This is a genomic window from Planococcus circulans, from assembly GCF_020023385.1.
In the GTDB taxonomy this organism is placed as follows: domain Bacteria; phylum Bacillota; class Bacilli; order Bacillales_A; family Planococcaceae; genus Planococcus.
On record NZ_JAIQCL010000007.1, the window covers coordinates 65,255 to 91,327 of the forward strand.

Sequence of the window (26,073 nt, forward strand, 5' to 3'; positions counted from 1 at the left end):
TTGTTTTTGAGGTAGAAATAAGTAAACGAATACTCTATAATCGAGACTATTAGCTCTTTACTATAGGTAAGTGAATTCCAATAATGGTTAACAATTGGTGGAGAATAGGATTTATTTTCATACAAAAGTTTAGTCGGAGAAAGGAAGTATTGCTGTGGACTACTTACAAAATCCGTTTGCATCACAACGGCATACCGTATTTTCAAAAAAAGGGATGGTGGCGACTTCACAGCCACTGGCTGCACAGGCAGGTATTGAAGTTATGCAGAATGGGGGAAATGCCATTGATGCAGCCATCGCAACTGCTGCGGCGTTGACTGTTGTCGAGCCGACATCGAACGGCATTGGTGGAGATGCCTTCGCATTGGTCTGGGTCAAAGACAAGCTGCATGGCTTAAACAGTTCAGGCCCTGCACCAAAAAGCATTTCTCCGGAGACAGTCAAAGCGCTTGGTTTTGATAAAATGCCGACACATGGCTTGGTGCCTGTAACGGTTCCAGGCGTGCCTGCTGCATGGGCAGAATTGTCGAAGAAGTTTGGGAAACTGTCACTGGCGGATGCTTTGAAGCCTGCAATCCGTTATGCAGAGGAAGGCTATCCATTAACGCCGATTCTCGGAAAATATTGGAAAGCTGCCTATTCCAAATATAAGTCTTCATTTACAGGTGAAGAATACCAAGCTTGGTTCGATACTTTCGCACCGAACGGCCGCGCACCGGAAATTGGTGAAATGTGGTCATCCCCCGGCCATGCCAGAACCTTGATTGAAATCGGGCAAACCGATGCTCGTTCTTTCTATGAAGGTGCGATTGCGGACAGAATCGATGACTTCATGAAAAAGCACGAAGGATTTTTATCGAAGGAAGATCTGGAATCGTTTGAACCTGAGTGGGTTGAACCGGTTTCTACGGAGTACCGTGGCTATGAGGTGTGGGAAATTCCGCCAAATGGGCAGGGGATGGTCGCTTTGATGGCTTTGAATATCTTCAAAGAGCTGGCCGAGCCGAAATGGCAGTCTGCTGATACCTACCATGAACAAATTGAAGCGATGAAACTGGCATTTACAGATGGCAAAGCCTTCATTACGGAACCTGAACATATGCCGGTCAGCACGGAACATCTTCTTTCAAAAGATTATGCTGCGGCACGCGCTGAAACCATCGGCAAAAACGCTTCAGATCCGGAACCTTATGAATTGCCGAAAGGCGGTACGGTGTATTTGTCCGCAGCTGACGAAGAAGGCAATATGATTTCCTACATCCAAAGCAATTACATGGGCTTCGGCTCGGGCATCGTCATTCCAGGGACTGGAATTGGGCTGCAGAACCGCGGAGCAGACTTCTCTTTGGATTCTGAGCATCCCAATGTCCTGGCTGGCGGCAAGCGGACCTTCCATACCATCATTCCGGGATTCCTGACAAAAGGCGGAAAAGCCGTGGGTCCATTCGGTGTAATGGGTGGATATATGCAGCCGCAGGGACATTTTCAAGTTGTCACCAATACCATCGATTACCTAATGAATCCACAAGCTGCACTTGATGCACCAAGATGGCAGTGGATGGAAGGGAAAACCGTTCTTGTGGAACCAAGCTTCCCGAACTACCTGGCGCAAGCTTTAGCCCGTAAAGGCCATCAAATTCAAGTCGCGACAGATGGCGGCAGTTTCGGAAGAGGACAGATCATTTGGCGCAATCCCGAAACCGGTGTGCTGGCCGGAGGAACCGAATCGCGGACAGACGGCGCGGTGGCTGCTTGGTAGGCGCTAAAAAAGCGGAGAAAAAGAAACTGGGGATTTCCAGTCTGAAAATCAATAAAGACCTTTTCTTCGCTTTTTTTCGTGTAGGTTTACTTGGATTCGGTGGTGGACCCGCTGCTATCCCACTTTTTCACCGTGAGGCGGTCATTAACTACAAATGGATGACAGAAGACGAGTTCGGCGATACTTTAGCTTTGGGAAATACGATGCCGGGTCCAATTGCCACGAAAATGGCGGGCTACATTGGCTATCGTGTCAATGGGATTATGGGCTGCCTTGTAGCACTGGCTGCTTCCGTTGTTCCGACAGTGGTCCTGATGATCATCCTGCTGGGCATTTTGCAAAAATACAAAGATCTTGAATGGGTCAACAGCATGTCGGCCGCGGTGGTGCCGGTCGTTGGCGTCATGCTGGCGGTGATGACATGGGATTTCTTTCAGAAATCCGGCAAGGCATTGGGAATCGGCCGGGCCATCCTGTTTACAGGGATCGCCATTGTATTGCTGGAACTAGTGAATATTCATCCTGCAATTGTCATATTAGGTGTTTTGATTCTTTCCTTAACTTCCTTTAAGAAAGGGGTCGGGTCAAAATGATTTATTGGTCCATCTTTTTGGCATTTTTTATTCCCGGTGTTTTAGGTTATGGTGGGGGACCTGCTTCCATTCCGCTTGTGGAAAAAGAAGTGGTGGACCGCTATGGCTGGATGACAACTCAGGAATTCGGAGAAGTTCTGGCATTGGGCAATGCGCTTCCCGGTCCGATTGCAACAAAAATGGCAGGGTACATCGGCTATATGGAAGGCGGAATATTGGGGTCGATTGTCGCTTTGTTCGCTTCAGTGGCACCTTCGCTTATACTGATGGTCCTTTTGATGGTGACCCTTTTGAAATACAAAGACTCACCGAAAGTCAAAAACATCACCAAGCTTGTCCGTCCAGTCATTGCTGTATTGCTCGGGGCTATGACTCTCCAATTTTTTATGACTTCAGTTGATACTTCAGGAACTGTACAAACAGTGATTCTGATCATCGTCAGCTATTGGCTGCTGGAAATCAGGAAAGTGCATCCCGCTTTTGTCATTTTAATGGCGCTTGCTTATGGAGCAGTGTCCGGAATGATTTAGCTTTTGCGATTTAATACAAATTAATTTCAATCAACTAATTTGAAGATAACCAGGCCATCCAATTGCGGATGGCTTTTTTGAGTTTTTGGAAAGCCAGGCACTATTATTTACTTTTAATTCAAGATAGTTTATTGTGGACAACAAGGATAAAGTTTATCCGTAATTGAAGGAGGGTGATTTGGGTGCATATGAAACCAGGTGTAGAGCAATCGGTGTATGCAATTCTTCTATTGAATATGCTGCCGGACAAGGCCGTGCTTCCGGGCGAAGCCATCAGCCAGCAACTCAGGACTTCCCCGACCTATTTTCAAAAGCTCTTGAGAAAACTGGTCAGTGCAGGCTTGATCGCTTCTGTACCAGGCGTTAAAGGCGGGTTCAAGCTCAATAAAAAACCGGAAGACATTAATGTGTTTGATATATATGTGGCCATTGAAGGACAGCAAGCGCTGTATACCTCAAGTGGAGTGTTGGGCGACCTGCTGGAACTCGAGGAGCCGGAGCGATGCTGTCTGTTGACGGATTTGATGATCGATGCAGAAAATGCATGGCGTTTCCGAATGGAACAGGAAACAATTGCTGTTCTTTCAGAGAAGATGGAGGAGCAGCGATTTCAGGAAAAAACAAAAAAATTAACCGAATGGCTGTCTCAAAAACTTGTAGGTTAAAGAGAAGAGAGGGAGAACAATGATCGCGATTTTACCGCGCATCAATCAATTGGCAAAAAAAGCACGTGAAGAAGGACTGACAAACGCGGAGAAAGTGGAACGTCAAGTACTGCGTGAAGATTATTTGCGGTCAATCCGCGGACAGATCGAATGGACTGTCACGAATATGACGGTCATCGATCCATTGGGTGACGATATCACCCCTGACAAAGTACGTGCAAAAAAACAAGCTGATCAAAGCTGAAAAGCTTGATATAGAAAGGGAGAACAATATGAACGATTATTTAGTGAAAGCTTTAGCATACGATGGACAAGTACGTGCTTATGCTGCGCGGACAACAAAAACTGTAGGAGAAGCGCAGCGCCGCCATTATACATGGCCGACTGCATCTGCAGCGCTTGGCCGTTCCATGACAGCGAGCGTCATGCTCGGTGCGATGATGAAGGGCGAAGAAAAACTGACCATCCGCATTAACGGCGGAGGTCCGATTGGTACGATTTTAGTAGATGCAAATGCAAAAGGTGAAGTCCGTGGCTATGTGACGAATCCCTTGACCCATTTCGATTTGAACGAGCAGGGCAAACTGGATGTCAAAAGAGCTGTAGGTACTGACGGTACATTAGCGGTTTCCAAAGACATTGGATTGCTCCAGCCTTTTGTCGGGCAGGTTCCTTTAGTGTCCGGCGAATTGGGTGACGATTTCACCCATTATATTGTCACTTCTGAACAAATTCCATCCTCAGTAGGTGTTGGCGTAATCGTCAATCCTGATAATACCATCCAGGCTTCCGGCGGATTCATCATCCAATTGCTGCCGGGAACTGAAGAAAAAGTCATCCTGGAAATTGAAGAACGCTTAAAAGTCATTCCGACTATTTCCAATATGGTTCGCCAGGGCTTGACGCCGGAAGATATTCTAAATGAGGTATTGGGCATCGGAAACGTAAAGGTGCTGGATGAAATGCCTGTCCAGTTTCAATGCCAATGTTCGAGAGACCGCATTTCCAGAGCCATTCAAAGCCTTGGAACTGCTGAAATCGAGGACATGATCGTTACAGACGGACAAGCGGAAGCGCAATGCCATTTCTGCAATGAAAACTACCTGTTTTCAAAAGAAAACCTGGAAGATATGCTGAATCCGCAGACACGATAAATAAAAGAGGTCCACGCAATTTATGCGATGGACCTTTTCTATTGGAGGAAAAGAAAATCTATGATATCATTATCTTGAATTCGAGATAAGTTTCTTTTAGTGAAATTAGGGAATTGTAGAAGCAGCTCGACTCAGTCCGGTAAGTCACTCTTTGCCGGCATATCGATGGGCTGAACTTTAGCTCTCAACGTCAACTTATCTAGATTACAACTGGAGGTTATTCATGATGAAACATATTTTTCAACAAGGCAGCAATCCTGCTAAACCAACTTTTCTGATGCTTCATGGAACAGGTGGAAATGAAAATGACCTGCTGGCCATCGCTGCCCATATCGACCCGGAGGCTTCTGTCTTGAGCGTTCGCGGCAACGTATCGGAAAATGGCATGCCCCGTTTTTTTAAACGGTTATCAGAAGGTGTCTTCGACATGGAGGATTTGAAAGTCCGTACAGAAGAGCTTCACGAGTTTATTGGAGAGGCTGCTGAGGAGCATGGATTTGACCGCAGCAATGTCATCGCAATCGGTTATTCAAATGGCGCAAACATTGCCGCTAATTTGCTGTTTACGTATTCGGATTCGTTAAAAGGAGCAATTCTTCATCATCCGATGGTGCCCAACCGCGAGGCGGATTTGCCCGATTTAACAGGTGTTCCTGTATTCATCGCAGCAGGCACCAACGATCCCATCTGTCCGGCAGAAGAATCGACAGATCTTGACAAGCTGCTCACAAGTGCCGGTGCAAACACGGAGTTGCATTGGGAAGATTTCGGCCATCAATTGACCATGCCGGAAGTGGAAGCCGCCAAAGCCTGGTACGACAAGTTATAAGATGAACCTTCCCTGTGTGCAGGGAAGGTTTTTTTCTTTCGCCCATTGAGTATGGATGCAGAAAGCAGACAATGCCAAAAGTTCTTGATCCTGTAGGGTTAACAGCTTTTGACAAAGGCGACTGCTTTCATTCATGATAGGAGGAAAGAAGTAGAAGGAGGGATGGCAGTGCAAACCAATCCGCGTATTCAGGAGCAGTTAGAGGCTTGGGTCAAAGATAATAAGGGCCATGCCATATTGGGAACCACCGCGCAGTACATACCGGCACTTGGAAAAGAGGATCCGAGCCAACTCGGAATCTGTATGGTCGATGATGAAGGGAATTATTATTGCGCAGGAGATACGGATAAGGAATTCACTCTGCAGAGCATTTCAAAAGCATTGACATTCATCGCATTGAGCTGCCATTACGGGTTGGATTTTGTGTTGGAGCGGGTGGATGTGGAACCGACCGGAGAAGCGTTCAATTCAATTATCCCGTTTGAAATCCATCGTCCGAACAAGCCGTTCAATCCCTTCATCAATGCAGGAGCAATCACGATTTCAGCGTTGCTGCCAGGACAGACAAGCCAGAAGAAATATGAATTCCTGCTGCATTTTCTGGAAGAGCTGGTGGGCCATCCGCTTGAGCTTGATAAGGAAGTATACGATTCCGAATGGAAATCATCTCATCGGAACCGGGCATTGGCTTACTATTTGAAAGAAGCGAAGTTCCTGGATCTCGAAGTGGAGGAAGCGCTGGATATTTACATTCGGCAATGCGCGATTAAAGTGAGCACGAAGGATTTGGCATTGATCGGCCTGATCATTGCATATGACGGGTTTAACCCGATTACAAAAGTAAAGCATTTCTCTGAAGAAATTGCGCAGGTGGCGAAAGTCCTCATGGTGACATGCGGCATGTACAATTCTTCCGGAAATTTTGCGGCTCATGTCGGGATTCCAGCGAAAAGCGGTGTCTCAGGTGGTATCATGGCTGCTGTTCCACCGAAACTCCACTCACAAACTTATGAATTCCGGGCGGGAGCGGGCATTGGTGTCTATGGCCCTGCAATCGATGTACAAGGAAACAGTGCAGCAGGCACGATGATGCTGCGGCAAATTTCGAAAGAATGGGATTTAAGCATCTTTTAATAGGAACTCCGCAGGCTTTAACAGCCTGCGGAGTTTTTTGCTGAATAAAATAAAAATAGAGGTGTGCATTAAAACAAGACAGGGTAGTAAAAGAAAGAATATAAAAATAAAAGGAGTGGCAAAATGGCGAAAGAACCTGAAGTGAATGAAAACAGCAAGGATGAACAATTGGAGCAGTACCGGACGGATGATACCGGCAAAAGCTTGACGACCAATCAAGGGCTGAAAATGGCGGAAGATGAATTTTCATTGAAAGCTGGAGAGCGCGGCCCTACATTGATGGAGGATTTTCATTTCCGTGAAAAAATGACCCATTTTGACCACGAACGGATTCCGGAACGCGTTGTCCATGCCAGAGGATATGCTGCACATGGAGTGTTTGAGGCGTATGAATCGTTGGAGTCTTTGACAAAGGCCAAGTTCTTTTCGGAAAAAGGTAAGAAGACCCCTGTATTTGTGCGGTTCTCGACTGTTGCCGGATCAAAAGGATCTGCAGAGACAGTGAGGGATGTTCGAGGATTTTCTACGAAGTTTTATACCGAGGAAGGAAATTATGATTTGGTCGGCAATAACATGCCGGTGTTCTTTATTCAGGATGCCATCAAGTTTCCGGATTTTGTCCATGCTGTGAAGCCGGAGCCGCACAATGAAATGCCACAGGCGGCAAGTGCGCATGATACCTTATGGGATTTTGTCATCAACAACCAGGAAACAGCGCATATGATGATGTGGCTGATGTCTGATCGCGCAATTCCCCGCAGCTTCAGGATGATGGATGGTTTTGGTGTGCATGCATTCCGCTTCGTCAATGCTGAAGGAAAATCACATTTCGTTAAATTCAATTGGAAATCGACGCTTGGGACCCATTCTCTTGTGTGGGATGAAGCACAGAAAATCGCCGGTAAAGATCCGGATTTCAATCGTCGGGATCTGTATGATTCCATTGAACAGGGAGATTTCCCTGAATGGGAGTTGGGCGTCCAGATTATCGCGGAGGAAGACGAGTTCAAGTTCGACTTTGATCTATTGGACGCCACGAAACTATGGCCACAGGAAGAAATTCCGATTCAGATTGTCGGGAAAATGACCTTGAACCGCAACGTTGACAACGTTTTTGCGGAAACAGAACAGGTGGCTTTCCATCCGGGGCATGTGGTACCGGGAATCGATTTCTCGAACGACCCTTTGCTGCAAGGTCGCTTGTTTTCCTATACAGATACCCAATTGCTCCGCTTGAATGGGCCAAATTTCCACGAACTGCCGATCAATCGACCGGTTTGCCCATTCCATAACAATCAGCGGGACGGTTTCGGACGCCAAACGATCAATAAAGGGCGAGTTTCTTATCAGAAGAGTTCATTCACAAACAGTACACCAGCTCCTGTCAGTGAAGCTGAAGGCGGCTATTCTCATTACCAGGAAAAAATGGAAGGGCGTAAAGTGCGTGCCCGCAGTGAGAGCTTTAAGGATCATTTCTCACAAGCGACCATGTTCTGGAACAGTATGACAGAACCGGAACGAAAGCATATTGTCGAAGCTTTCAGTTTTGAACTCGGAAAATGCCAGGAGAAATGGATTCGTGAAGGTGCTGTTGAGATGTTCACGAATGTCAACTTGGAAATGGCGCAGGCAGTAGCTAAGAATATTGGTGTCGCCCCTCCAACAAACGGTGGTTCGGATGTCACTAAAGCTTCTCCAGCGCTGAGTCTGGACAATACTGTGAAATCGCCAGCTACGCGTAAAGTCGGAGTCCTGGCAGATAAAGGCTTTAATGATGCTGAGGTGCTGAAAATCCTCGAAGGACTCCAAGCGAAAGGTGTTCAATACGAAGTGGTCAGTGAAATGCAAGGCACAGTGATGGGCTCGAACGGTAAAGAACTTGAAGTCGACCACACATTCACTACGACCGATCCGGTTCTCTATGACGCCATTTATGCTGTCGGAGGACCAGATGTCAGCAGGAAGTTTGCTAAAGAGGCAGCCCGCTATATTGGAGAAGCATTCGATCATTACAAACCGATCGGTGCGACACATGATGGCCAGCAATGGTTGAAGGCAGCCGCCATCGAAGATCAGCCAGGAGTCGTTGCAGCAAGCGATGCTTCCAATTTTACAGAGCCGTTCCTTGAAGCTATCACAGCGCATCGCCACTGGGATAGACAAGTCGAATAAAGAAGAAAAAAAACAGCCGAAACTAAAATCTTAAAACACTGAAATGTTTAAGAAAAGACGTGCGGGGTATTTTCTAAACTAAGCAAGCATTTTCAAAATACGCATAAAAAATTGGAGGAATAGAAAATGGCCAACAATAAATTTATGGGAACGTTCGACAGTGAAACGGAAGTATTGAGAAAAATTGAGGAATTGAAAGCACAAGGTTCCCGCGAAGAAGATATGTATGTAATGGCACGCGATAAAGATCAGATTTCAATGGTCCGGGGACGGACAGATGTGGATTACAAATCATCCGAAGGCAACTGGATGGATAAGTTCATGGGATTCCTATCAGGGGATGAACCTACACGCCAAGCTTTCTCTGGAATGGGTGTAGATGAAGCAGAAGCTGACCGTTATTACAAAGAAGTACAGAACGGCAAAATCCTATTGTTTGTAGATCGTGAGTATGGTGCGAACTATGAAGGTAATGCGCCGTATGACAATACATCAAGAAGTGACGCAGCAGGAACGATGGGTGCAGCTGGAGCTACCGGCGCTACCGGAGCCGGATTAGGAAGCAGCAGAGGCCGTATGGACGACGAAGCTGTAGCCAAAGATGGTTTAACAGTGGATACAAATGCTGAAAATGACGTTTACTACAATAAAAAAGACGATAAGTTCAGCCGTGATACTACGGAAACAGCCGGCGTCGGAAAAGATTCAGGCACAGGTTTCGGTTTAGGATCAGATCGTACGGTTGATGATGTCAATCGCACGGATAATTTTGACGCCAAAGACAGAGACCTTGATCGTACTGGCACGGATGAAGAAAAACTCCGTCTGCATGAAGAGCGGTTGAATGTCGACAAAGAGCGTGTACAAACCGGTGAAGTGAACGTCGGGAAACACGTTGTCGAAGAAAACCAATCAATCGAAGTACCGGTAGAGCGTGAAGAAGTATATGTAGAGCGCCGCCCTGTAAACGAAGAAACAACTGGAAATTCCTTCGATAAAGATTCCGGTTTAACTGGAGATGCTTATCAAGAAGGCGAAAACATCCACATCCCAGTATCGGAAGAACGCGTCGAGGTTACAAAAAAAGACGTAGTAGCTGAAGAGATTGTGGTCGGAAAACGCAAAGTACAGGACACTGAAACTGTTAACGAGACTGTCCGTCGTGAAGAAGCGGATATCGATGAAGATACCAATGTGACGGACGACGAGTTAACTCGTAAAGACCACAAAAACCGCACGGATCGAGACCGTTTATAATCGATGAAATGAACGATGAGGCGGGGAGAAATCCCCGCTTTTTTAGATGGTTGCGTAAAGTTTAGAGCAATAAGCCTTTCAGGCAGTTAAAAGAATTAACCCATAAACGGCAGCTTTGCGCCAAGGAAGGAAAAGGATGACTTTTCCTTCCTTGGTTTTGATTTGAGCATGTTTTGTTCAGCTGGAAGGAATAGCGTATGATAGAAGAAAGTAAGGAGGGATAAGCGTGGACGGTAAAAAAAGAAGTGACGTGAAACCAGGTATTGAAGTAAATGTGATTTTAAAACAAGATCAGCGTTCAGGAAAGAAAACCCGCGGCATCGTCAAGGACTTATTGACAAACTCAGCAACTCATCCGCATGGCATCAAAGTGCGGTTGGAAGACGGACAGGTTGGACGTGTCTGTGAGATTTTGTCTCAAAAGTAACGGTTGTTTCGAGCTCCTGGCATAAGGGTAAAATACAGTAACCCCTATTAAGGAGAGATCAGCATGCTGAATCAATTCATCGAAACCTATCATACACAGGAAGAAGTTCTGCAGAAAATCGAAGAACTGAAAAAAGATGGCTATTTGGAAAAAGATATGTATATTATGGGCAAGTCCAGTAACCAGCTATCCCTACTAAAAGGGAAATCAGATGTAGAAGTCCATTCAACTGAAACTGGCTGGGCCGATCGATTCGCCACTTTTTTAACAGGTGACCAAAAAGTTCATCAAGCCTTTCTGAATATGGGCATCGATGAAAATGAGTCAGAACGCTACTATCGGGACGTACAAGAAGGCAAGCTACTGCTTTATGTAAACAAAGATGCACACGATGCATTTGAATTGCCCGAAGACGAAAAGACGGAAATTCAACAGGACAAGCTTGAGTCGGAAGGTCCGCGGACCATAGAAGAAGAACGCGAAGGGAAAGCGGTCGAACTGGATGAGCGGCATTACGAAGATCCCGCATTCAGAAAAGACAAGCGCAATGCAGACCCAATCAGCAAGCCAGATGAAAAGAACTTTATTTAAAGAAAAGCGTAAGCAGCCATGTAGATTCGACGGGCATAAGACGCCCTGGCGCAGCGGCATGTTCTCAGCCGCACAGCATGAAAAGTGGAAGTGCCTGTTCAACTCTGACAGGCATAAGACAGACCAGCGAAGTGGCGCTTTTTGCTACACAGCTGGGTTGACTTATGACCCGAAGAGTTAGGCACTGAACTAGACACCAGGGTGGCTTATGACCCTAGAATCTGGCTGATGGAGCTAGACAATGAGAAAAGCGTAAGCGCCCGTGTAGCCCCGACAAGCGCTGGAAGCCTTACCGATAATGGCGTCCTTTGCCATTGTCGGTAAGGCTGAAGCGACTCGAGGGGCTGGGCGCTGGAGCTGGACAATAAGAAAAGCGTAAGCGCCCGTGTAGCTCTGCCGGGCATAAGCCAACTCAGCTATGTGGCTGAGTTGGCTTATGACCCAAAGAGCTGAGCGCCGCAGCTATACAATAAGAAAAGCGGAAGCGCCCGTATAGTTCTTCCAGACCTAACACAGCATAAGCTTTATCCCGCTTTGAAGTTTCTCTTTATCTGCTTGAACAGAAACGGACCCATTAAACCGGGTCCGTTTTTGTGTTAATATAGGGATATTGAAAAATGAAGGAGCCCCTCATAATGAGCCAATTCTTTGAACGAAAAAAACAGGAACTTGGAGTCCAATTAAATAAAATACAACGAAAAGCGGTAGAACGGACGGAAGGTCCTTTGCTTTTGCTGGCATGTCCCGGATCTGGAAAAACAACCACGATGATTATGCGCATCGGATACCTGATTGAAGAAAAGGGTGTTTCTCCAAAACGGATCAAAGCGATCACGTTCAGCAAAGCTTCGGCGAACGATATGCTCGAGCGGTACAAACGATTTTTTCCTTCCCTGCAACCCATCGATTTTTCGACCATCCATAGTCTGGCTTTCCAAATCACCCGTGATTATTTTTCAGGTTCACGTTACGTCATGATAGAAGGCAACGAGACGAATGGCCTTCACAAAAAAAAGCTGCTTCGTGAAATGTACAAAACTGAAAATGATGAGCCGATTACAGAGGACCAACTGGAAGAATTGATTTCATTTATCAGTTTCGTGAAAAACAAAATGTTGCCCAGAACAGAATGGGCGAAGTTAAAGGAACCATTTCCAGGTGCTATTGAAATCCTGAAAACCTATGAAGCCTTCAAAGAAAACTATGACGTTAGGTTGGTCGATTTTGATGACATGCTGTCACTGGCCTATGAAGCGCTTGAAAAAGACAAGAGCCTATTAGCGAAATACCAGGGACGCTGGGATTACATCATGACAGATGAAAGTCAGGATACCTCATTGATCCAGCATGCCATTGTGGAAAAGCTGGTGGCAAGACATCAAAATCTCTGTGTGGTAGCCGATGATGATCAGTCAATTTATACATGGAGAGCTGCTGAACCGACTTACCTACTGAAGTTCAGAACGGTTTACCCAGATGCCTACATCATGAAAATGGAGCGCAATTACCGTTCATCCCAAAATATCGTCCACACCGCCAATGAATTCATCAAGACCAATAAAAAGCGCCATGACAAAAATATGTTCACCAAGCAACCGGAAGGCGATCCGATTGTTTTGAAACGCTTGGGTTCAGAAGAAGCCCAATTCAAATACCTTATGAAAGAGCTCAAGGAATTGACCGATTACGGCAACGTGGCTATTCTGTACCGCAACAACTCTTCGTCCACTCTGCTAATGAGCGAACTTGAACGCTTGGGCATACCTTTTTATATGAAGGATTCGGATAACCGCTTTTTCTCTCATTGGATTGTAGAAGATATGCTGAACTTCATGCGTTTCAGCCTGAAGCCGGAACGTATCGACATCTATTCGAAAGTGGCTTCTAAAACCAATGCCTATTGGTCAGGCAGCCAACTGAAGATGCTGAGCCGGATGAATCCGACAGGAAACAATGCTTTTGACGACATCAATTTGACGATCACCTTAAAGGAATACCAGCTTAAAATTCTGGCCGAACAGAAAAAATGGTTTGCTGCATTGAATGGCATGAAGCCATTGAAGGTCATCCGAACCATCCGAGGGGAAATGGGCTACGATCAGATGCTTGCGAGCCGCGCGGAGAAATTCGGTATGAAAATGACTTATTTAACACAGATTTTAACGACTTTGGAACAGATTGCGGAACCGCTTGAGTCCATGACTGCGTTTGCCAAACGGTTGAAACAGCTCGAGCAGGTAACTCAGCAGGCAAAGGTGGAAAAAACCGACGACATGCTGACTTTATCGACTTTCCATAGCTCCAAAGGTCTGGAGTTTGAGCGGGTTTATATGATTGATTTGGTGGAAGGTGTTATTCCAACTGAAGAAGATGCGGAGAATCCAGATACGTTGGAAGAAGCACGGCGCCTGTTCTATGTCGGGATGACCAGGGCTAAAAACCATTTAGAGCTGATCAGCTATGGCAGCGAATCCCGTTTTGCAGATGAAGTGCGCAAACTGATCATCCCTGAAAAAAGGTTGGCAACAACACAGCGGACTGCAGCCAAAACACCCATCAAAGTGAAGGTGCCCGATAATCCGAATGCGATCCATTCAGAAGATGCTTTGCGTCAAGGCGTTCAGGTCCGGCACCGGGTATTTGGGGCGGGAGAAATCATTGAGCGGGATAAGGAACGCATCTCCATCCAATTCGCAAAAGAACGAAAAGATTTAATGATCGATATTTGCTTAAGTTATAGATTGTTGGAGATTATCGAGTAGCACTTTTGGAAAAATAGAAGTGGCCTATAAAAGAACGCGGGGAAACGGGAATGAGATTGAAGGATTGGGATCGAAGTTTAAAGGTACGCCTGGTAGGCGAGTTTTTTATGAATACGAGTTATTGGATGGTATTTCCGTTTTTAGCGATTTATTTTGCCGAAGAATTCGGCAAAGGAATGGCAGGCTTGCTGCTGGTGATTTCACAGGTGTTTTCAGTTGCAGCCAACCTGGTTGGCGGTTATTGCGCGGACCGTTTCGGCCGCAGACGGATGTTGGTCGTGGCTTCTATTGCGCAGGGTTTTACGTTTCTGTTATTTGCTTTTGCCAATTCACCTTGGCTGCAATCGCCGGAACTTGGTTTTGTCGCGTTCACTCTTGCTGGAATGTGCGGTTCCCTATACTGGCCAGCGAGCCAGGCAATGATTGCGGATGTCGTACCGGAAAAATACCGGAGCGATGTCTTTGCGATTTTTTACACAACCTTGAATATTGCGGTTGTAGTGGGACCGCTTTTTGGCGCGATCCTATTCTTTTCTTACCGTTTCGAGCTATTGCTGGCGGTTGCAGTGATTTCGATGCTGCTTGGTCTGGTGCTGAGACTACTGACAAAGGAAACCTTGTCCCAGGTTATGGTGGACAAATGGCAGTCGCAGACAGCAACAGGATGGGTCGGCGCAATTTTAAAGCAATTTAAGGAATACGGTCTGATTTTCAAAGATCGTTTGTTTCTATTATTTATCATTGCCGGTGTTTTGGGTGCCCAGACGTTTATGCAATTGGATCTGCTGATTCCCGTCTATTTGAAGGAAACGATTGACAGCCAGACAGTAGCCACTCTGTTTGACCAGGAATGGTCTGTCACAGGAGAAACTTCCTTTGGCATTCTATTGGCTGAAAACGGATTATTTGTCGCGTTGCTGACGGTGGTGGTTACCCGGTGGATGACCAAATTTCCAGAGAAATGGGTTTTCTTCACATCTGCCGCTTTCTACGCATTGGCGATGTGGCTGTTTCCGTTGACTTCATGGTTCTGGATATTCGTGGTCGCAATGGCTGTTTTCACATTTGCGGAGCTGATGGTCGTTGGACTGCAGCAGAACTTCATCTCTAAATTGGCGCCTGAGGACATGCGTGGCCAATATTTTGCAGCGGCCAGTTTGCGGTACACCATCGGCCGGATGATTGCGCCGGTTTCCATTCCGATGACAGCCTGGTTCGGTTTTGCGTGGACATTCGGCCTTTTGGGTCTGCTTGCACTCGCCAGCGGCATTGTCTATCTGTTGATGTTTCATCTATACGAAAAAAGGCCTTCCCATTGAGGAAGGCCTTTTCAAATTATTTGTCTTGGTCTTTGGCTAATTTCACCAGCATGTGTGCCAGCATATGCTGTTCTTCTTTATCGCCGACCTGCCATAGGCGCTGCAATAAATACTCTTCGCTATTTTTTGGATCTTCTTTCTTAGCTAGATATCCTGCAACTTTTTCGGCTAACTGCGCGATGCGTTCTTCACTTAAGCCCATTTTTTCTCCGATTTCCACTTTATCACCTAAATAATTGATGAAAACTGAGAAGTCCGCTAAAATCTGCTCTTTTTTCTTGTCATCTGTATTCTTGAGTTTATCTTCAACTTGCTTGTTGATGTTTTCCATTCTGTAACACGCTCCTTCAAAATTTTTATCGTACTCTCTATTTACCACTGTCGCTGAATTTTAAACGTGGTTTCAATAATGGTTCAGAAGATTCGTTTAAATTAACTGCCTTCGGGTAATCAGATAACAAGGATGGAATACAAGGAGGATGATGAATGAATGACTTTATACGACGAAATCCAGGAATTGAAGAGTTTCGAATGTCCAGACCGTTGCGTGTTAAGTGTATATCTGAATACCAATCCAGCTGACTTAAACGCCCAAAACGGGGCGTGGAAAATCCATCTGAAAAATGGTTTGAAACGATTAGACGAATATTTAAAGGCTTCGAATGATGAAAAAGAAATACAGGTATATAAAGCCTTGAGAAAAAAAGTTGAAAAAGAAATTTTAGACAATCAAAACGACCTCCAGAAGGGTGTCGTTATTTTTGCATCACCGCATAAAGATTTGTGGTCTGTCCACTATGTTCAGGTCCCGGTAAAAACAAGTTTCCACTGGGAGACGAAGCCTGCTCTTGAAGAGCTTCGCTATATGTACAAAGCCTATCCGTATGCGGGCATCATTTTGCCAAGCTTTAAAGGAATCCGTGTAATCGATACATCAATGGGGATTATCAATGAAGAATTCTTTTATGAATTCGATGCCGGGCTGGAAGTTTGGACAGAACAGAAAGGCGTACGCAGTTCAGGACGCATTCAGGGAAGAGCAGGCGGTTCAGGTGCAGGATCCGTTGGCGGCGGTGCTGCTGGAGGAAATAGCCCGGTCATTGGCGGCAGTGGCGGAGGAAGCCCTGTCGATGAATTGGATCACCGGCTGAAAGAAAACCTCGAACGCTTTTATAAAGACATGGGCAGCAAGATCGAGAAATTGAAAAAAGAGCGCAAATGGGAAGAAATCCACGTGGTCGGAGAAGCCGAACACGCCAAGTCTTTCTCTAAAGCGCTCCAAAAGAAACCGACAAGCTGCGTCTATAAAAACCTGATCAATAACGATCCAGGGAAAATCCTGCACGAAGTATTTGAAGTATAAGCATACAGCACCTCAGCATACATGCTGAGGTGCTTTAATTTGGTGTTGGACAGAATGTACAGGTATTAAAAGACGGCATCTCTTTGTACAGGCAGCAGGTTTTTCTAAGCGGCTTTGAAACAGCCTGCTGCAGGGGGATATCGCCAAGCAGTTTAGCGAGATAAGAAGTTTTGACCGGCTTCCAATTAGCTGCATCAAGAAGCCATTCCATGTCCTCTGCAACTTTTCGAGGTTCGCGTGTTTCCAGACCGGCATAAAACCAAAGGACAGATCCCAGTACGTTCTCCCAACAGGTGATGGGAGATATTTTTATGTATTTTTTAAATTCCTTTACCAGTTCATCTACTTGCTGATGAAGGATTTCATGGAAAGCCTGATGTCTTTCATTTCCCTCAAGAGTTTGGAACGAAGACGAGTCGACATGGGTCTGCAGAAGCGGCAACCCATAATTGTGGACCCGGTCAAATTGGAGGTCCTTCCAGTGGATAGAGAAATAGCCGCCATGCTGATGAAGCAGACTGAATTGAGCAGTTACAAAGAGCGCATATTGACGGAAGAAATAGGATACTGCTGCACCGGCATTGTCGGTCCCGCACCAGGCTTTCAGTTCCTCGATCATCAGGGGAATGTCCTGGCTGAGCGGCTGGTGCGGAATACGATCCACTGCTACGGATTGGCTGCTCAATGAATACCTTGCCTGTGATGGTAAAGTCATGTGGAATCACCTCTTTATTTTTCATGCTACGGCAAACGAGCGGAGTTTGCAAAGTGATTGGATAATCTTATGGCAAAGCTCTAAAACAAGCGTATATTCTTTTACCACTAACTTGGATAAACTGAAGGGAAAGGAGTGAGGAAATGGATTTTTCAATTTTACAGATCGATCATGTACAGATGGCATCACCGGCTGGAAAAGAAGAGACGGCGAGAGAGTTCTATGCAGGTATTTTAGGGATGCAGGAAGTCGAAAAGCCGAAAGCTTTGCAAGGAAGAGGCGGAGCTTGGTTTGAATTTGGTGGACAGCAATTGCATGTAGGTGTGGAGGAACCTTTTTCGCCAGCCAAAAAAGCGCATCCCGCATTTCGTGTAGCGGGGTATAGTGAGCTGAAGGCTCATTTATTAGCAACCGGTATTGTATGGAAAGAAGATGACAGCATTTCGGGTGTCGAGCGATTTTTCGTCTTCGATCCTTTCGGAAACCGGTTGGAATTTTTGAAATGATCACTGCTGAAAAGAAATCATAAAAAACGAAAACGCCCTGCATATGAGCAGGGCGTTTATTTGCGCAAAGGACAGTATGGGCATTTATCCGTTTCCGGCAATTCTTTGTAGAGACAGCAGGTTACGCGTTTGTATTCTTCTTGTGAATGCTCCAGACTGTGTCCGCCTAGAAATTGCTTGAAATGCGATTTCCGCATTTCGGGCTGCCAGAGTGTGTCATTCAGCAAAGCCTGCAAGTCCTGTTCAGCCTGTACTGATTGTTCCATGCCATACATCCAGATGGCATATCCCCAAATATTTTCCCAAAGAATCAATTTGGAGATGGGGCCGATTTTCCGGAACGTTTCCACAACTGGACTTGCGTATTCCTTCAAGACCATTTCCAGGTCGCCTTCCTGTCGTGGCCTCAACCATTTTCCATCAACTTCAAAAGCAATTCCGTACTCGGCTTCAGTCAAGTGGATTTCGCTAAGTGGGCCAGCCCACACTTGTTGATGTGCCAATAAATAAAGCTGAGCGGTTATAAAAAAACCGAAGCGCCGCATGAAGATAGACGAGGCTACGGCTTCAGTGGGTGCTCCGGATTCACGGATGACTTTTTGGATCAATTCAAAAGAACGGCTTTCCATGCTTTCAGACAAAGTCATAAATCCATTTGCATCCGGTTGGAGGTGTACTTGGAAAAGATCCAGTTTTTCCATTATTGCGCACTGCTTAACGCTTGGCGGATTTCAGGGACGATGCAACGGCCTCTGCCAAATGGAACGCAATGGGGAGTTCCAAACAAAGGATCTTTGGAAACCTGGCATTCCATTCCGAAAACGGAACGGACCAAATCGCAGCTAATGACATCTTCAGGCGTTCCCTGTCCGAATACATCGCCGTCTTTAATGGCAATGATGTTATGGGCATAGCGGGAAGCCAGATTTAAATCATGAAGAACCATGATGATTGTACGGCCTTGAGTTTCATTTAACTCAAACAGCAAATCCAAAATTTCGATTTGATGTGTCATATCTAAATAAGTAGTGGGTTCATCCAAGAGAATAATCTCGGTATCTTGGGCAAGTGTCATGGCAATCCAGGCACGCTGCCGCTGTCCCCCTGATAATTCGTCTACAGGCTTGTCGCGGAATGCATCAACGCGCGTCGCTTTCATAGCGGCTTCCACTTTTTCTGTATCTTCTTCGGTCCAGCGTTTCAGCCAGGACTGATGTGGATAACGGCCTTGTTTGACCAGGTCGTGGACTGTCAGCCCTTCAGGTGATACTGGAGATTGAGGGAGAATGCCCATTTTTTTCGCGACTTCACGTGAAGACATGCTATGGACTTCTTTGCCTTCCAAGAGTATAGAGCCTTCTTGAGGTTTAAGTAAACGCGCAATCGAGCGAAGAAGGGTGGATTTGCCGCAGCCATTGCTGCCCACAAATACCGATATTTCGCCGCGCGGAATCGATAAATTCAGGTTTTCGAAAAGTAGGTTATCTGTATATCCAATTGACAAGTCGCTGGTTTTGACGGCTATTGACATTGCGCAATTCCTCCATATCTTTCACTGTAATTCTGTTTGATAGGATTTTCGTTACAGTTACTATAGCATAAATTCTTATTAAATGAGAACAATTTTCACTACGATTTTCAGAAAATGCTTTACAAATGTGACAGATAGACCTAAAATAAAGACGTATTGAGAATCATTATCAAACAACTTGGAGGATAATAAAATGAAGAAGCCCTTACTAATTGTACTAACAGCTATCCTTTTACTTATACTAGCAGCGTGTTCAACAGCAGAAGAAGAGCCGACGGCGCCAGCTGAAGAAGCGGAACCGGTCACAATCCAAGGAACCAATGGCGAAGTGACATTAGACGCGCCAGCCCAAAAAGTGGTGGTTCTGGAATGGACGTATGCAGAAGACCTATTGGCAGTCGGTGTACAGCCGGCGGGAATGGCCGATATTTCGGATTATGGAAACTACGTGAACATTGAACCGCAATTGGATGAAACGGTTGTGGACGTCGGCGGCCGCCAGGAGCCGAATTTGGAAGCCATTGCCGCTTTAGAGCCAGACCTGATCATTGGTGTGAGCTTCCGCCATGATGGCATGATCGAACAATTGGAGACGATTGCTCCTACAGTGATTTTCAATCCGTATCCTGAAGATGAGAGTATCGATCTGTATCAGGAAATGGAAACGACGTTCCTTGAAATTGCAAAAGCAGTTGGGAAGACGACAGAAGGCGAACAGGTCTTGACTGACTTGGAAGCACAGTACGAAGAAAAGGCGGCTGAAATTGAAGCGGCTGATTTGAAAACAAAAGACGTTATTCTAACACTTGCCTACAGCGGGGCGCAGGCTCCGGAAATTCGTGTCTTTACGCCAAACTCGATGGCTTCCATCATCTTAGAGCGCATTGGCTTGAATAATGTCCATGAACCGGACCAGTTTGAAATTTTCGGATCCAGTACATTCAATGTAGAAGGATTGGTTAAATACGAAGATGCCAACTACCTTTACACAGTACCGGAAGAAGATAATATTTATGAAAACCAGCTAAAAGGAAATCCTGTCTGGGAAAATCTTGCGTTTGTCCAAGAAGGCCGGACGTATGATTTAGGCGCGGATACCTGGTTATACGGAGGACCGTTGTCTGCTGAAACATTGATGAACCAAATCACTGATGTATTGGTGACTGACTAATGCTCCTAAGATTATTGAACAAGTCCACTGTCTCTCTGACAGCGGGCTTTTTCCTGCTTATTATGCTATCTGTCATACACCTGATTCAAGGTCAGGCGGATTATACAGTATCCGAACTGTTGTCAGGAGTGTGGACGGAAGGGCGTATCCAAGATATTGTGCTTTCTTTCCGATTGCCGCGTCTTGCGATGGGCTTACTTGCTGGAGGAGCGTTAGCAGTTTCAGGTGCCGTCCTGCAAACCTTGACGAATAATCCATTGGCTTCTCCAGGAACTTTGGGCATCAATGCAGGGGCATTTTTCTTTGTGGTTCTGTCCACCATCTTTTTTCCAGGACTGCTTGGTGCTTTTCCATTTGTTACAGCTCTTTTGGGCGCCGTGCTTTCTTCACTATTGGTCGTCGGCCTTGCTGGAAATCAAATGGAGCCTGTGCGTGTAGCGCTGACGGGAATGATCATTTCACTGCTGTTCGCGTCCATTACCGGAGCGCTACAGTTATTATTTGAAAATCAGACGAATGGTCTCTTTCTATGGGGCTCTGGAACGTTGGTGCAGCTGAATTGGGAGGGGGTCGTTTTTGCGGCGCCTGTTATTCTCCTGATGTTCACCTGCGCACTGCTGTTGGCGAAACCAATGGATATTTTATCGCTGGGAGAAGATATTGCGTCTTCACTGGGGCAAAATGTTCGGGTAGTTAAACTGGCTGCATGGGGAGTCGCCATTGTTTTGGCTGCTGCGACAGTAAGTGTCGTTGGTCCGATCGGCTTTATTGGTCTGATGGCTCCGCACATTGTCCGCATGATGGGGATTCGTGGCCATCTCCAAATTTTCATCCATTCCTTTATTTGGGGTAGCGTCTTTTTGGTCGGTGCGGATGTACTGGGCAGGTTGATCCAGCCCGGCCAGGAAGTGCCGGTTGGTGCCATGACGGCATTAGTCGGCGGTCCGTGGCTCTTGTATCTGGCATGGCGCACGGCTAAGTCCTTGAAGCGCGGAGAGCGCCAAATGGGCGGCACTACCAAACCAATCCGGTTAAAATTGATCGTACCAGTGCTGGTGGCGATTATCTTAGGAATTATAGTCATGGCGTTGAGTTTCAACGGTTCTGCCTGGACCTTCGCCTGGATGGAACCAGTCGTCTGGAATTTCCGGGTGCCGCGGGTCTTAACTTCATTTATTGTAGGTGTGATGCTGGCAATTACCGGTGTCATTCTTCAAGGAGTCCTGAGAAATCCGCTGGCAGATGCCAGTGTGCTCGGTGTCACTTCAATGGCAGGAGCTGGAGCGATGCTGTTGCTGGTCCTTTTCCCGTCTATTCCACCTGAGTTCATGCCACTGGGGGCAACGGTCGGTGCAGCTTTGGCACTTGGCATCATCCTGGTGACAGCCTGGAAGAATAATTTCCAGCCGATGCTGGTTGCGTTGATGGGAATTGCCATTTCCGCATTCGGTTCGGCAGCGACGCAGGTTTTTATTGTCAAGGCGAAGCTGGCAGTGGCCAGTGCACTTGTCTGGCTGTCAGGCAGTACTTACGGAAAAGGATGGGACGATGTTCAATTTGCGCTGATCCTATTGGCTGTATTCATTTGGCCGGCGATCTATCTGACACGCAGCTTGGATACGCTGACCTTCGGAGATGATGTCGCGGCAGGGCTTGGATTGAATATCCGCTCTACGCGTGTATGGGCGTTAATCATCGGTGTAGCCATTTCGACGGTGGCCGTATCGATTGTCGGCACTATCGGATTTGTAGGGCTGGTGGCCCCGCATATCGCCCGACGGCTGGTCGGTTTCCGCCATTTGCCATTGATGCTGGCTTCTGGCTTGCTTGGCGGATTGCTGCTGGTCACCGCTGATTTTGTCGGACGCATCCTGATCGCGCCAAAAGACATTCCGAGCGGGTTGGTTGTAGCATTAATTGGCACACCCTATTTACTTTACTTGCTGCGCAAGATGAAATGAAAAGAACCAACAAATAGCAAAAGGACCTGCCATGTTGGCAGGTCCTTTTGCTTTGGGGGGAAAATGAATACACAAAAAGCTACCCGGCAAGCGGGCAGCTTTTTTAGTAATTATGCAGTTTGAAGAGCGATGGCTGGACCAAAGAATTCAAAGTGGATCTGTTCTTCTTTCATGCCAAGTGCCCGCAATTCTTTAATCATGGCCTCCATGAAAGGTACTGGGCCACATACATAGACATCACCTGTGATATCAATGTATTCTTCCAGAACCGCTCTCGTGATATAGCCTTGAGGCTGATCGGAGTAAAGTGTTTTATAGCTTGCATTGTCCATAGATGCGATGTATTTCTGGATATCTTTATCGAAAGCGTGCATAGTTTCATTGCGCGCAGCATGAAGGAATGCGGTTGGACGTTCTGGAGTCAGTGTAGCAACAGTTTCGAACATGCTCATCATCGGTGTGATGCCGACACCGCCGCTAACGAATGCAACAGGTGTATCTTTTTCCGTATCAAGTACAAATTCACCTGCTGGTGCGCTGACTTCAAAGCTATCCCCTACGTTCAAATGATCGTGAAGATAAACGGATACAAGGCCGTTCGGATCATTATCAGCATCGCGTTTAACGGAAATGCGGAACTCATCTTCCTGTGCAGCTTGAGATAGGCTGTACTGGCGGTTGGATAAATATTCTTCGCCTGGTATCGACAAGCGCACAGAGATGTATTGGCCAGGCTGGTAAGCTGGAACATTTTTTCCATCTGCAGGTTTTAGATAGAAGGAAGTGATGTTTTCGCTTTCTTTCTCTTTGCGGACAATCGTAAAGTCTTTAAAGAAGCTCCAGCCATTCTCCTGAGATTCCATTTTTTCATACATATCTTTTTCAACGCCGATGAAGGCATCTGCGATTACGCCATATGCTTCTGCCCAAGCATTGATGATGTCATCAGTTGCTGCATCGCCCAATACTTCTTTGATCGCTCTTAACAGATATTCTCCAACAATCGGATAATGCTCTGGTTTAATTCCTAAACTTACGTGTTTGTTGGCAATTTGTACAACTGCCGGAAGAATAGCCTCCAGATTGTCGATGTGGACTGCTGCAGCATAAACCGTGTTTGCCAAAGCAGCTTGCTGACGTCCTTTCTTCTGGTTGGCTTGATTAAAAATATTAAAAAGTTCAGGATGCGCTTCAAACATATTTTTGTAGAATACAGTCGTAATGGCTGTTCCGTGCTCTTCTAATACCGGTACTGTGGATTTGATGATTGTTCTTGTCTCTTGTGATAACATGCTCAATCTCTCCTTTTGTTTTCTATACTTTGACTATACTCCCACAATTCGTTTAAAGATATATTTTAAATACATCTTTAAAATTTAGACACATTTAACTTCACAGAAAAGTCACAACAAGGAAAAGCGGAAGTGGCTGTTCAGCTCTGCAGGGCATAAGACGGACCAGCGAAGTGGCGTTCTTTGCCGCGCAGCTGGGTTGGCTTATGACCCAAAGAGCTAGCCGCTGGAGCTGGACAAAAAGAAAAGCGAATGCGCCCGGTTAGAACCGACAGGCTTAAGGGAGGTTGCCGAAGCGGCATGTTTTCAGCCGCATAGCCAGAGTGGCTTACGACCCGAGGAGTTGGCCGCTGGAGTCTGGACAAAAAGAAAAGCGAAAGTGGCTGTTCAGCTCTGCCGGGCGCTGGAAGCACCTGTATAGATTCAGTAAACTGCAAGAAAGAAGGGGAAGTTAGTTATATTTCATTCCATTGAGGAACTATTTATTCCCATTAACTGGATATGATTTCCGATTTACTTAAAATACTTTCAGAAAGAAAGCCTGCGTCAAGAAAACCCAAAATTAAAAAGCCCAACTTGAGTCGGGCTTCAAAAATCCGTTTTAATTACCTGTATTCAAATCCATCGCAGGACCGAAGAACTCGTAATGAATCTGTTCTTCCGGAATGCCCATACCGTGCAGTTCACGAATCATGATTTCCATAAATGGAGCCGGTCCGCAAACATAGATGTCGCTTTCGGGATCAACATATTCCTCGAGTATTTTCCGGGTAATAAATCCGTTCGGTTCATCTGAATAGACGGTTTTGTAACGGGCATCATCCATCATTGTGGCATATGCCTGAATATCATCATCAAAAGCCTGCTGCAAAGGATTGCGGGCGCCGTGAAGGAAAGTAGTTGGCCGCTCTGGTGTAGAGTTTGCGACTGTTTCGAACATACTCATCATCGGCGTGATACCGACACCGCCGCTGATGAAAGCGACCGGTGAAGTTTTTGTGGTATCGAGGACAAAGACGCCAGCCGGTGCACTGACTTCTAGTCGATCCCCTTCGTTGATGCTGCTGTGCAGATAATTGGAGACAACGCCATTTGGATCGTTGTCGTTTTCACGCTTGACCGAAATGCGGAATTCATCCGGTTTTGGCGCCTGGGAAAGACTGTACTGCCGAATCACTAGAAACTCTTCGCCTGGCATCGATAAGCGCACCGAAATGTATTGGCCTGGTGTGTAGGGCGGAACATTGGATCCATCCGCAGGCTTCAAGTAGAAGGAAGTGATGACGTCACTTTCCTTCACTTTTCGGGAGACAATGAAATCCTTGAAGAAAATCCAGCCGTTGTCCTGTGCCTCCGTTTGTTCATACATCTCTTTTTCAACACCGATAAATGCATCGGCAATGACCCCGTAAGCTTCTGCCCATGCTTCAATGATTTCATCTGTTGCAGCATCACCCAACACTTCTTTCATCGCTTTCAGCAGATATTCGCCAACGATTGGATAATGCTCAGGCAACACGCCGAGAGAGACGTGTTTGTGGGCAATTTGGACAACAGCTGGCAAGATCTCTTCTAAGTTATCGATGTGCACAGCCGCTGCATATACTGCTTTAGCCAAAGCTGTTTGCTGGCGGCCTTGTGCCTGATTGGCATGATTGAAGATATTCAGCAATTCGGGATGGGCTACGAACAGGTTCTTATAGAACGTGGTGGTGATTGCCACGCCGTGTTCCTCCAGAACCGGGACAGTGGATTTGACAATTGTACGGGTTTCTTCTGATAACATGCTGATCTACTCCTTTTCTCAATAAAGTCTTGAGGTTCAATTACTTTCGGACTTTCTGAAAAGCCGTTATAATGAACATGCAGAAGAGGTGAAAAAATGAGATTGACCATGTATACAGACTTCTCATTACGTGTTTTGATTTACTTGGGCACCAAAGAAACAGATAAGCTTGCAACGATACAGGAAATTTCTGATGCATATAATATATCCAAAAACCACTTAACGAAAGTTACATTCGAACTGGGCAAAGCCGGTTTTATCCATACCGTCCGTGGACGAGGTGGTGGTATCCGTCTTGCTGACCTTCCTGAAAATATAAATGTAGGAACCGTAGTCAGGCGAATGGAAGATGATTTCCATTTAGTTGAATGCTTTAATTCAGCGACGAATCGCTGTCCGATTTCCCCTATCTGCGGTCTGCGTGGCGTATTAGGCAAGGCTCTCAATGCTTACCTGTCTGTATTGGATGAATATACGCTTGAAGACCTGATGTTCAACAGGGAAGGGCTTCGCGAAATCCTTCAGACATAAAAAACGGCTCAATTAATGAGCCGTT

At 46.1% G+C, this 26,073-nt stretch carries 25 protein-coding genes; 19 read left to right on the forward strand and 6 right to left on the reverse strand.

All coding sequences use genetic code 11. The annotated features are described in order from the left end of the window. The first annotated feature begins 154 nt into the window (after window positions 1–154). The 14 genes from K8U60_RS12425 (at window position 155) to K8U60_RS12490 (ending at window position 15,192) form a co-directional block, all read left to right on the forward strand. Entirely contained in the window at window positions 155–1,759 is a 1,605-nt protein-coding gene (locus K8U60_RS12425) for a gamma-glutamyltransferase family protein (RefSeq protein WP_223639696.1), read from the forward strand. 26 nt (window positions 1,760–1,785) lie between these two features. Continuing rightward, the gene (locus tag K8U60_RS12430) at window positions 1,786–2,352 is read left to right on the forward strand and encodes a chromate transporter (protein WP_223640351.1); all 567 of its coding nucleotides are present in this window, start codon (window positions 1,786–1,788) and stop codon (window positions 2,350–2,352) included. After that, the gene (locus K8U60_RS12435) at window positions 2,349–2,882 is read left to right on the forward strand and encodes a chromate transporter (RefSeq protein WP_223639699.1); all 534 of its coding nucleotides are present in this window, start codon (window positions 2,349–2,351) and stop codon (window positions 2,880–2,882) included. Before K8U60_RS12430 ends, K8U60_RS12435 begins: the two co-directional genes overlap by 4 nt. Window positions 2,883–3,064: 182 nt before the next feature. Further along, window positions 3,065–3,547, forward strand: coding sequence for an RrF2 family transcriptional regulator (locus K8U60_RS12440; protein WP_223639702.1), 483 nt, complete (start codon window positions 3,065–3,067; stop codon window positions 3,545–3,547). A 19-nt stretch (window positions 3,548–3,566) separates the two neighbouring features. Continuing rightward, the gene (locus K8U60_RS12445; RefSeq protein WP_223639705.1) at window positions 3,567–3,791 is read left to right on the forward strand and encodes a DUF896 domain-containing protein; all 225 of its coding nucleotides are present in this window, start codon (window positions 3,567–3,569) and stop codon (window positions 3,789–3,791) included. A 28-nt stretch (window positions 3,792–3,819) separates the two neighbouring features. Then, the gene (gene hslO, locus K8U60_RS12450; RefSeq protein ID WP_223639707.1) at window positions 3,820–4,701 is read left to right on the forward strand and encodes an Hsp33 family molecular chaperone HslO; all 882 of its coding nucleotides are present in this window, start codon (window positions 3,820–3,822) and stop codon (window positions 4,699–4,701) included. A gap of 226 nt (window positions 4,702–4,927) precedes the next feature. After that, window positions 4,928–5,530, forward strand: coding sequence for an alpha/beta hydrolase (locus K8U60_RS12455; RefSeq protein WP_223640354.1), 603 nt, complete (start codon window positions 4,928–4,930; stop codon window positions 5,528–5,530). A gap of 162 nt (window positions 5,531–5,692) precedes the next feature. Beyond that, entirely contained in the window at window positions 5,693–6,664 is a 972-nt protein-coding gene (gene glsA / locus K8U60_RS12460) for a glutaminase A (RefSeq protein ID WP_223639726.1), read from the forward strand. Window positions 6,665–6,787: 123 nt separating this feature from the next. Beyond that, window positions 6,788–8,836, forward strand: a complete 2,049-nt coding sequence (locus tag K8U60_RS12465) for a catalase (protein ID WP_223639729.1) — start codon at window positions 6,788–6,790, stop codon at window positions 8,834–8,836. A gap of 126 nt (window positions 8,837–8,962) precedes the next feature. After that, the gene (locus tag K8U60_RS12470; protein WP_223639732.1) at window positions 8,963–10,093 is read left to right on the forward strand and encodes a DUF2382 domain-containing protein; all 1,131 of its coding nucleotides are present in this window, start codon (window positions 8,963–8,965) and stop codon (window positions 10,091–10,093) included. A 226-nt stretch (window positions 10,094–10,319) separates the two neighbouring features. Next, on the forward strand, window positions 10,320–10,520 hold the full coding sequence (locus K8U60_RS12475) for a YwbE family protein (RefSeq protein ID WP_223639735.1): 201 nt from the start codon (window positions 10,320–10,322) through the stop codon (window positions 10,518–10,520). Window positions 10,521–10,583: 63 nt separating this feature from the next. Then, a complete protein-coding gene (locus tag K8U60_RS12480) occupies window positions 10,584–11,111 on the forward strand; it encodes a YflT domain-containing protein (RefSeq protein WP_223639740.1) in 528 nt (175 codons plus the stop codon). 635 nt (window positions 11,112–11,746) lie between these two features. Then, window positions 11,747–13,873 carry an ATP-dependent helicase gene (locus K8U60_RS12485; RefSeq protein ID WP_223639743.1) on the forward strand — a complete coding sequence of 709 codons (2,127 nt, stop codon included), beginning with the start codon at window positions 11,747–11,749 and terminating at the stop codon, window positions 13,871–13,873. 50 nt (window positions 13,874–13,923) lie between these two features. Next, window positions 13,924–15,192, forward strand: a complete 1,269-nt coding sequence (locus K8U60_RS12490; RefSeq protein ID WP_223639746.1) for an MDR family MFS transporter — start codon at window positions 13,924–13,926, stop codon at window positions 15,190–15,192. A 16-nt stretch (window positions 15,193–15,208) separates the two neighbouring features. Here K8U60_RS12490 and K8U60_RS12495 read toward each other — a convergent pair whose 3' ends face one another. Continuing rightward, window positions 15,209–15,523, reverse strand: a complete 315-nt coding sequence (locus K8U60_RS12495) for a DUF3243 domain-containing protein (RefSeq protein WP_223639749.1) — start codon at window positions 15,521–15,523, stop codon at window positions 15,209–15,211. A gap of 159 nt (window positions 15,524–15,682) precedes the next feature. Here K8U60_RS12495 and K8U60_RS12500 point away from each other — a divergent pair, with 159 nt between their 5' ends. Continuing rightward, on the forward strand, window positions 15,683–16,555 hold the full coding sequence (locus K8U60_RS12500; RefSeq protein WP_223639752.1) for a VLRF1 family aeRF1-type release factor: 873 nt from the start codon (window positions 15,683–15,685) through the stop codon (window positions 16,553–16,555). Window positions 16,556–16,589: 34 nt separating this feature from the next. Here the strand turns inward: K8U60_RS12500 and K8U60_RS12505 are convergent, their stop codons facing one another. Then, entirely contained in the window at window positions 16,590–17,270 is a 681-nt protein-coding gene (locus tag K8U60_RS12505; protein ID WP_223639755.1) for a hypothetical protein, read from the reverse strand. A 143-nt stretch (window positions 17,271–17,413) separates the two neighbouring features. Here K8U60_RS12505 and K8U60_RS12510 point away from each other — a divergent pair, with 143 nt between their 5' ends. Beyond that, window positions 17,414–17,776: a VOC family protein gene (locus tag K8U60_RS12510; protein WP_223639758.1), complete on the forward strand. Its 363-nt coding sequence runs from the start codon at window positions 17,414–17,416 to the stop codon at window positions 17,774–17,776. Window positions 17,777–17,832: 56 nt separating this feature from the next. On the opposite strand, the gene K8U60_RS12515 is transcribed toward K8U60_RS12510, so the two are convergent. Together K8U60_RS12515 and K8U60_RS12520 are read right to left on the reverse strand one after the other, a co-directional pair. Next, the gene (locus K8U60_RS12515) at window positions 17,833–18,477 is read right to left on the reverse strand and encodes a hypothetical protein (protein WP_223639761.1); all 645 of its coding nucleotides are present in this window, start codon (window positions 18,475–18,477) and stop codon (window positions 17,833–17,835) included. Continuing rightward, window positions 18,477–19,307: an ABC transporter ATP-binding protein gene (locus tag K8U60_RS12520; RefSeq protein WP_223639764.1), complete on the reverse strand. Its 831-nt coding sequence runs from the start codon at window positions 19,305–19,307 to the stop codon at window positions 18,477–18,479. The genes K8U60_RS12515 and K8U60_RS12520 overlap by 1 nt, the downstream gene beginning before the upstream one ends. A 193-nt stretch (window positions 19,308–19,500) precedes the next feature. Here K8U60_RS12520 and K8U60_RS12525 point away from each other — a divergent pair, with 193 nt between their 5' ends. Next, a complete protein-coding gene (locus K8U60_RS12525) occupies window positions 19,501–20,478 on the forward strand; it encodes an ABC transporter substrate-binding protein (RefSeq protein ID WP_223639767.1) in 978 nt (325 codons plus the stop codon). Next, on the forward strand, window positions 20,478–22,439 hold the full coding sequence (locus tag K8U60_RS12530; protein WP_223639770.1) for an iron ABC transporter permease: 1,962 nt from the start codon (window positions 20,478–20,480) through the stop codon (window positions 22,437–22,439). The genes K8U60_RS12525 and K8U60_RS12530 overlap by 1 nt, the downstream gene beginning before the upstream one ends. 110 nt (window positions 22,440–22,549) lie before the next feature. Here the strand turns inward: K8U60_RS12530 and hmpA (K8U60_RS12535) are convergent, their stop codons facing one another. Beyond that, the gene (gene hmpA, locus K8U60_RS12535) at window positions 22,550–23,731 is read right to left on the reverse strand and encodes an NO-inducible flavohemoprotein (protein ID WP_223639775.1); all 1,182 of its coding nucleotides are present in this window, start codon (window positions 23,729–23,731) and stop codon (window positions 22,550–22,552) included. A 601-nt stretch (window positions 23,732–24,332) separates the two neighbouring features. Then, window positions 24,333–25,517, reverse strand: a complete 1,185-nt coding sequence (gene hmpA, locus K8U60_RS12540; RefSeq protein WP_223639778.1) for an NO-inducible flavohemoprotein — start codon at window positions 25,515–25,517, stop codon at window positions 24,333–24,335. A 96-nt stretch (window positions 25,518–25,613) separates the two neighbouring features. Here hmpA (K8U60_RS12540) and K8U60_RS12545 point away from each other — a divergent pair, with 96 nt between their 5' ends. Then, the gene (locus K8U60_RS12545; protein ID WP_223639782.1) at window positions 25,614–26,048 is read left to right on the forward strand and encodes an RrF2 family transcriptional regulator; all 435 of its coding nucleotides are present in this window, start codon (window positions 25,614–25,616) and stop codon (window positions 26,046–26,048) included. Window positions 26,049–26,073 lie beyond the last annotated feature (25 nt).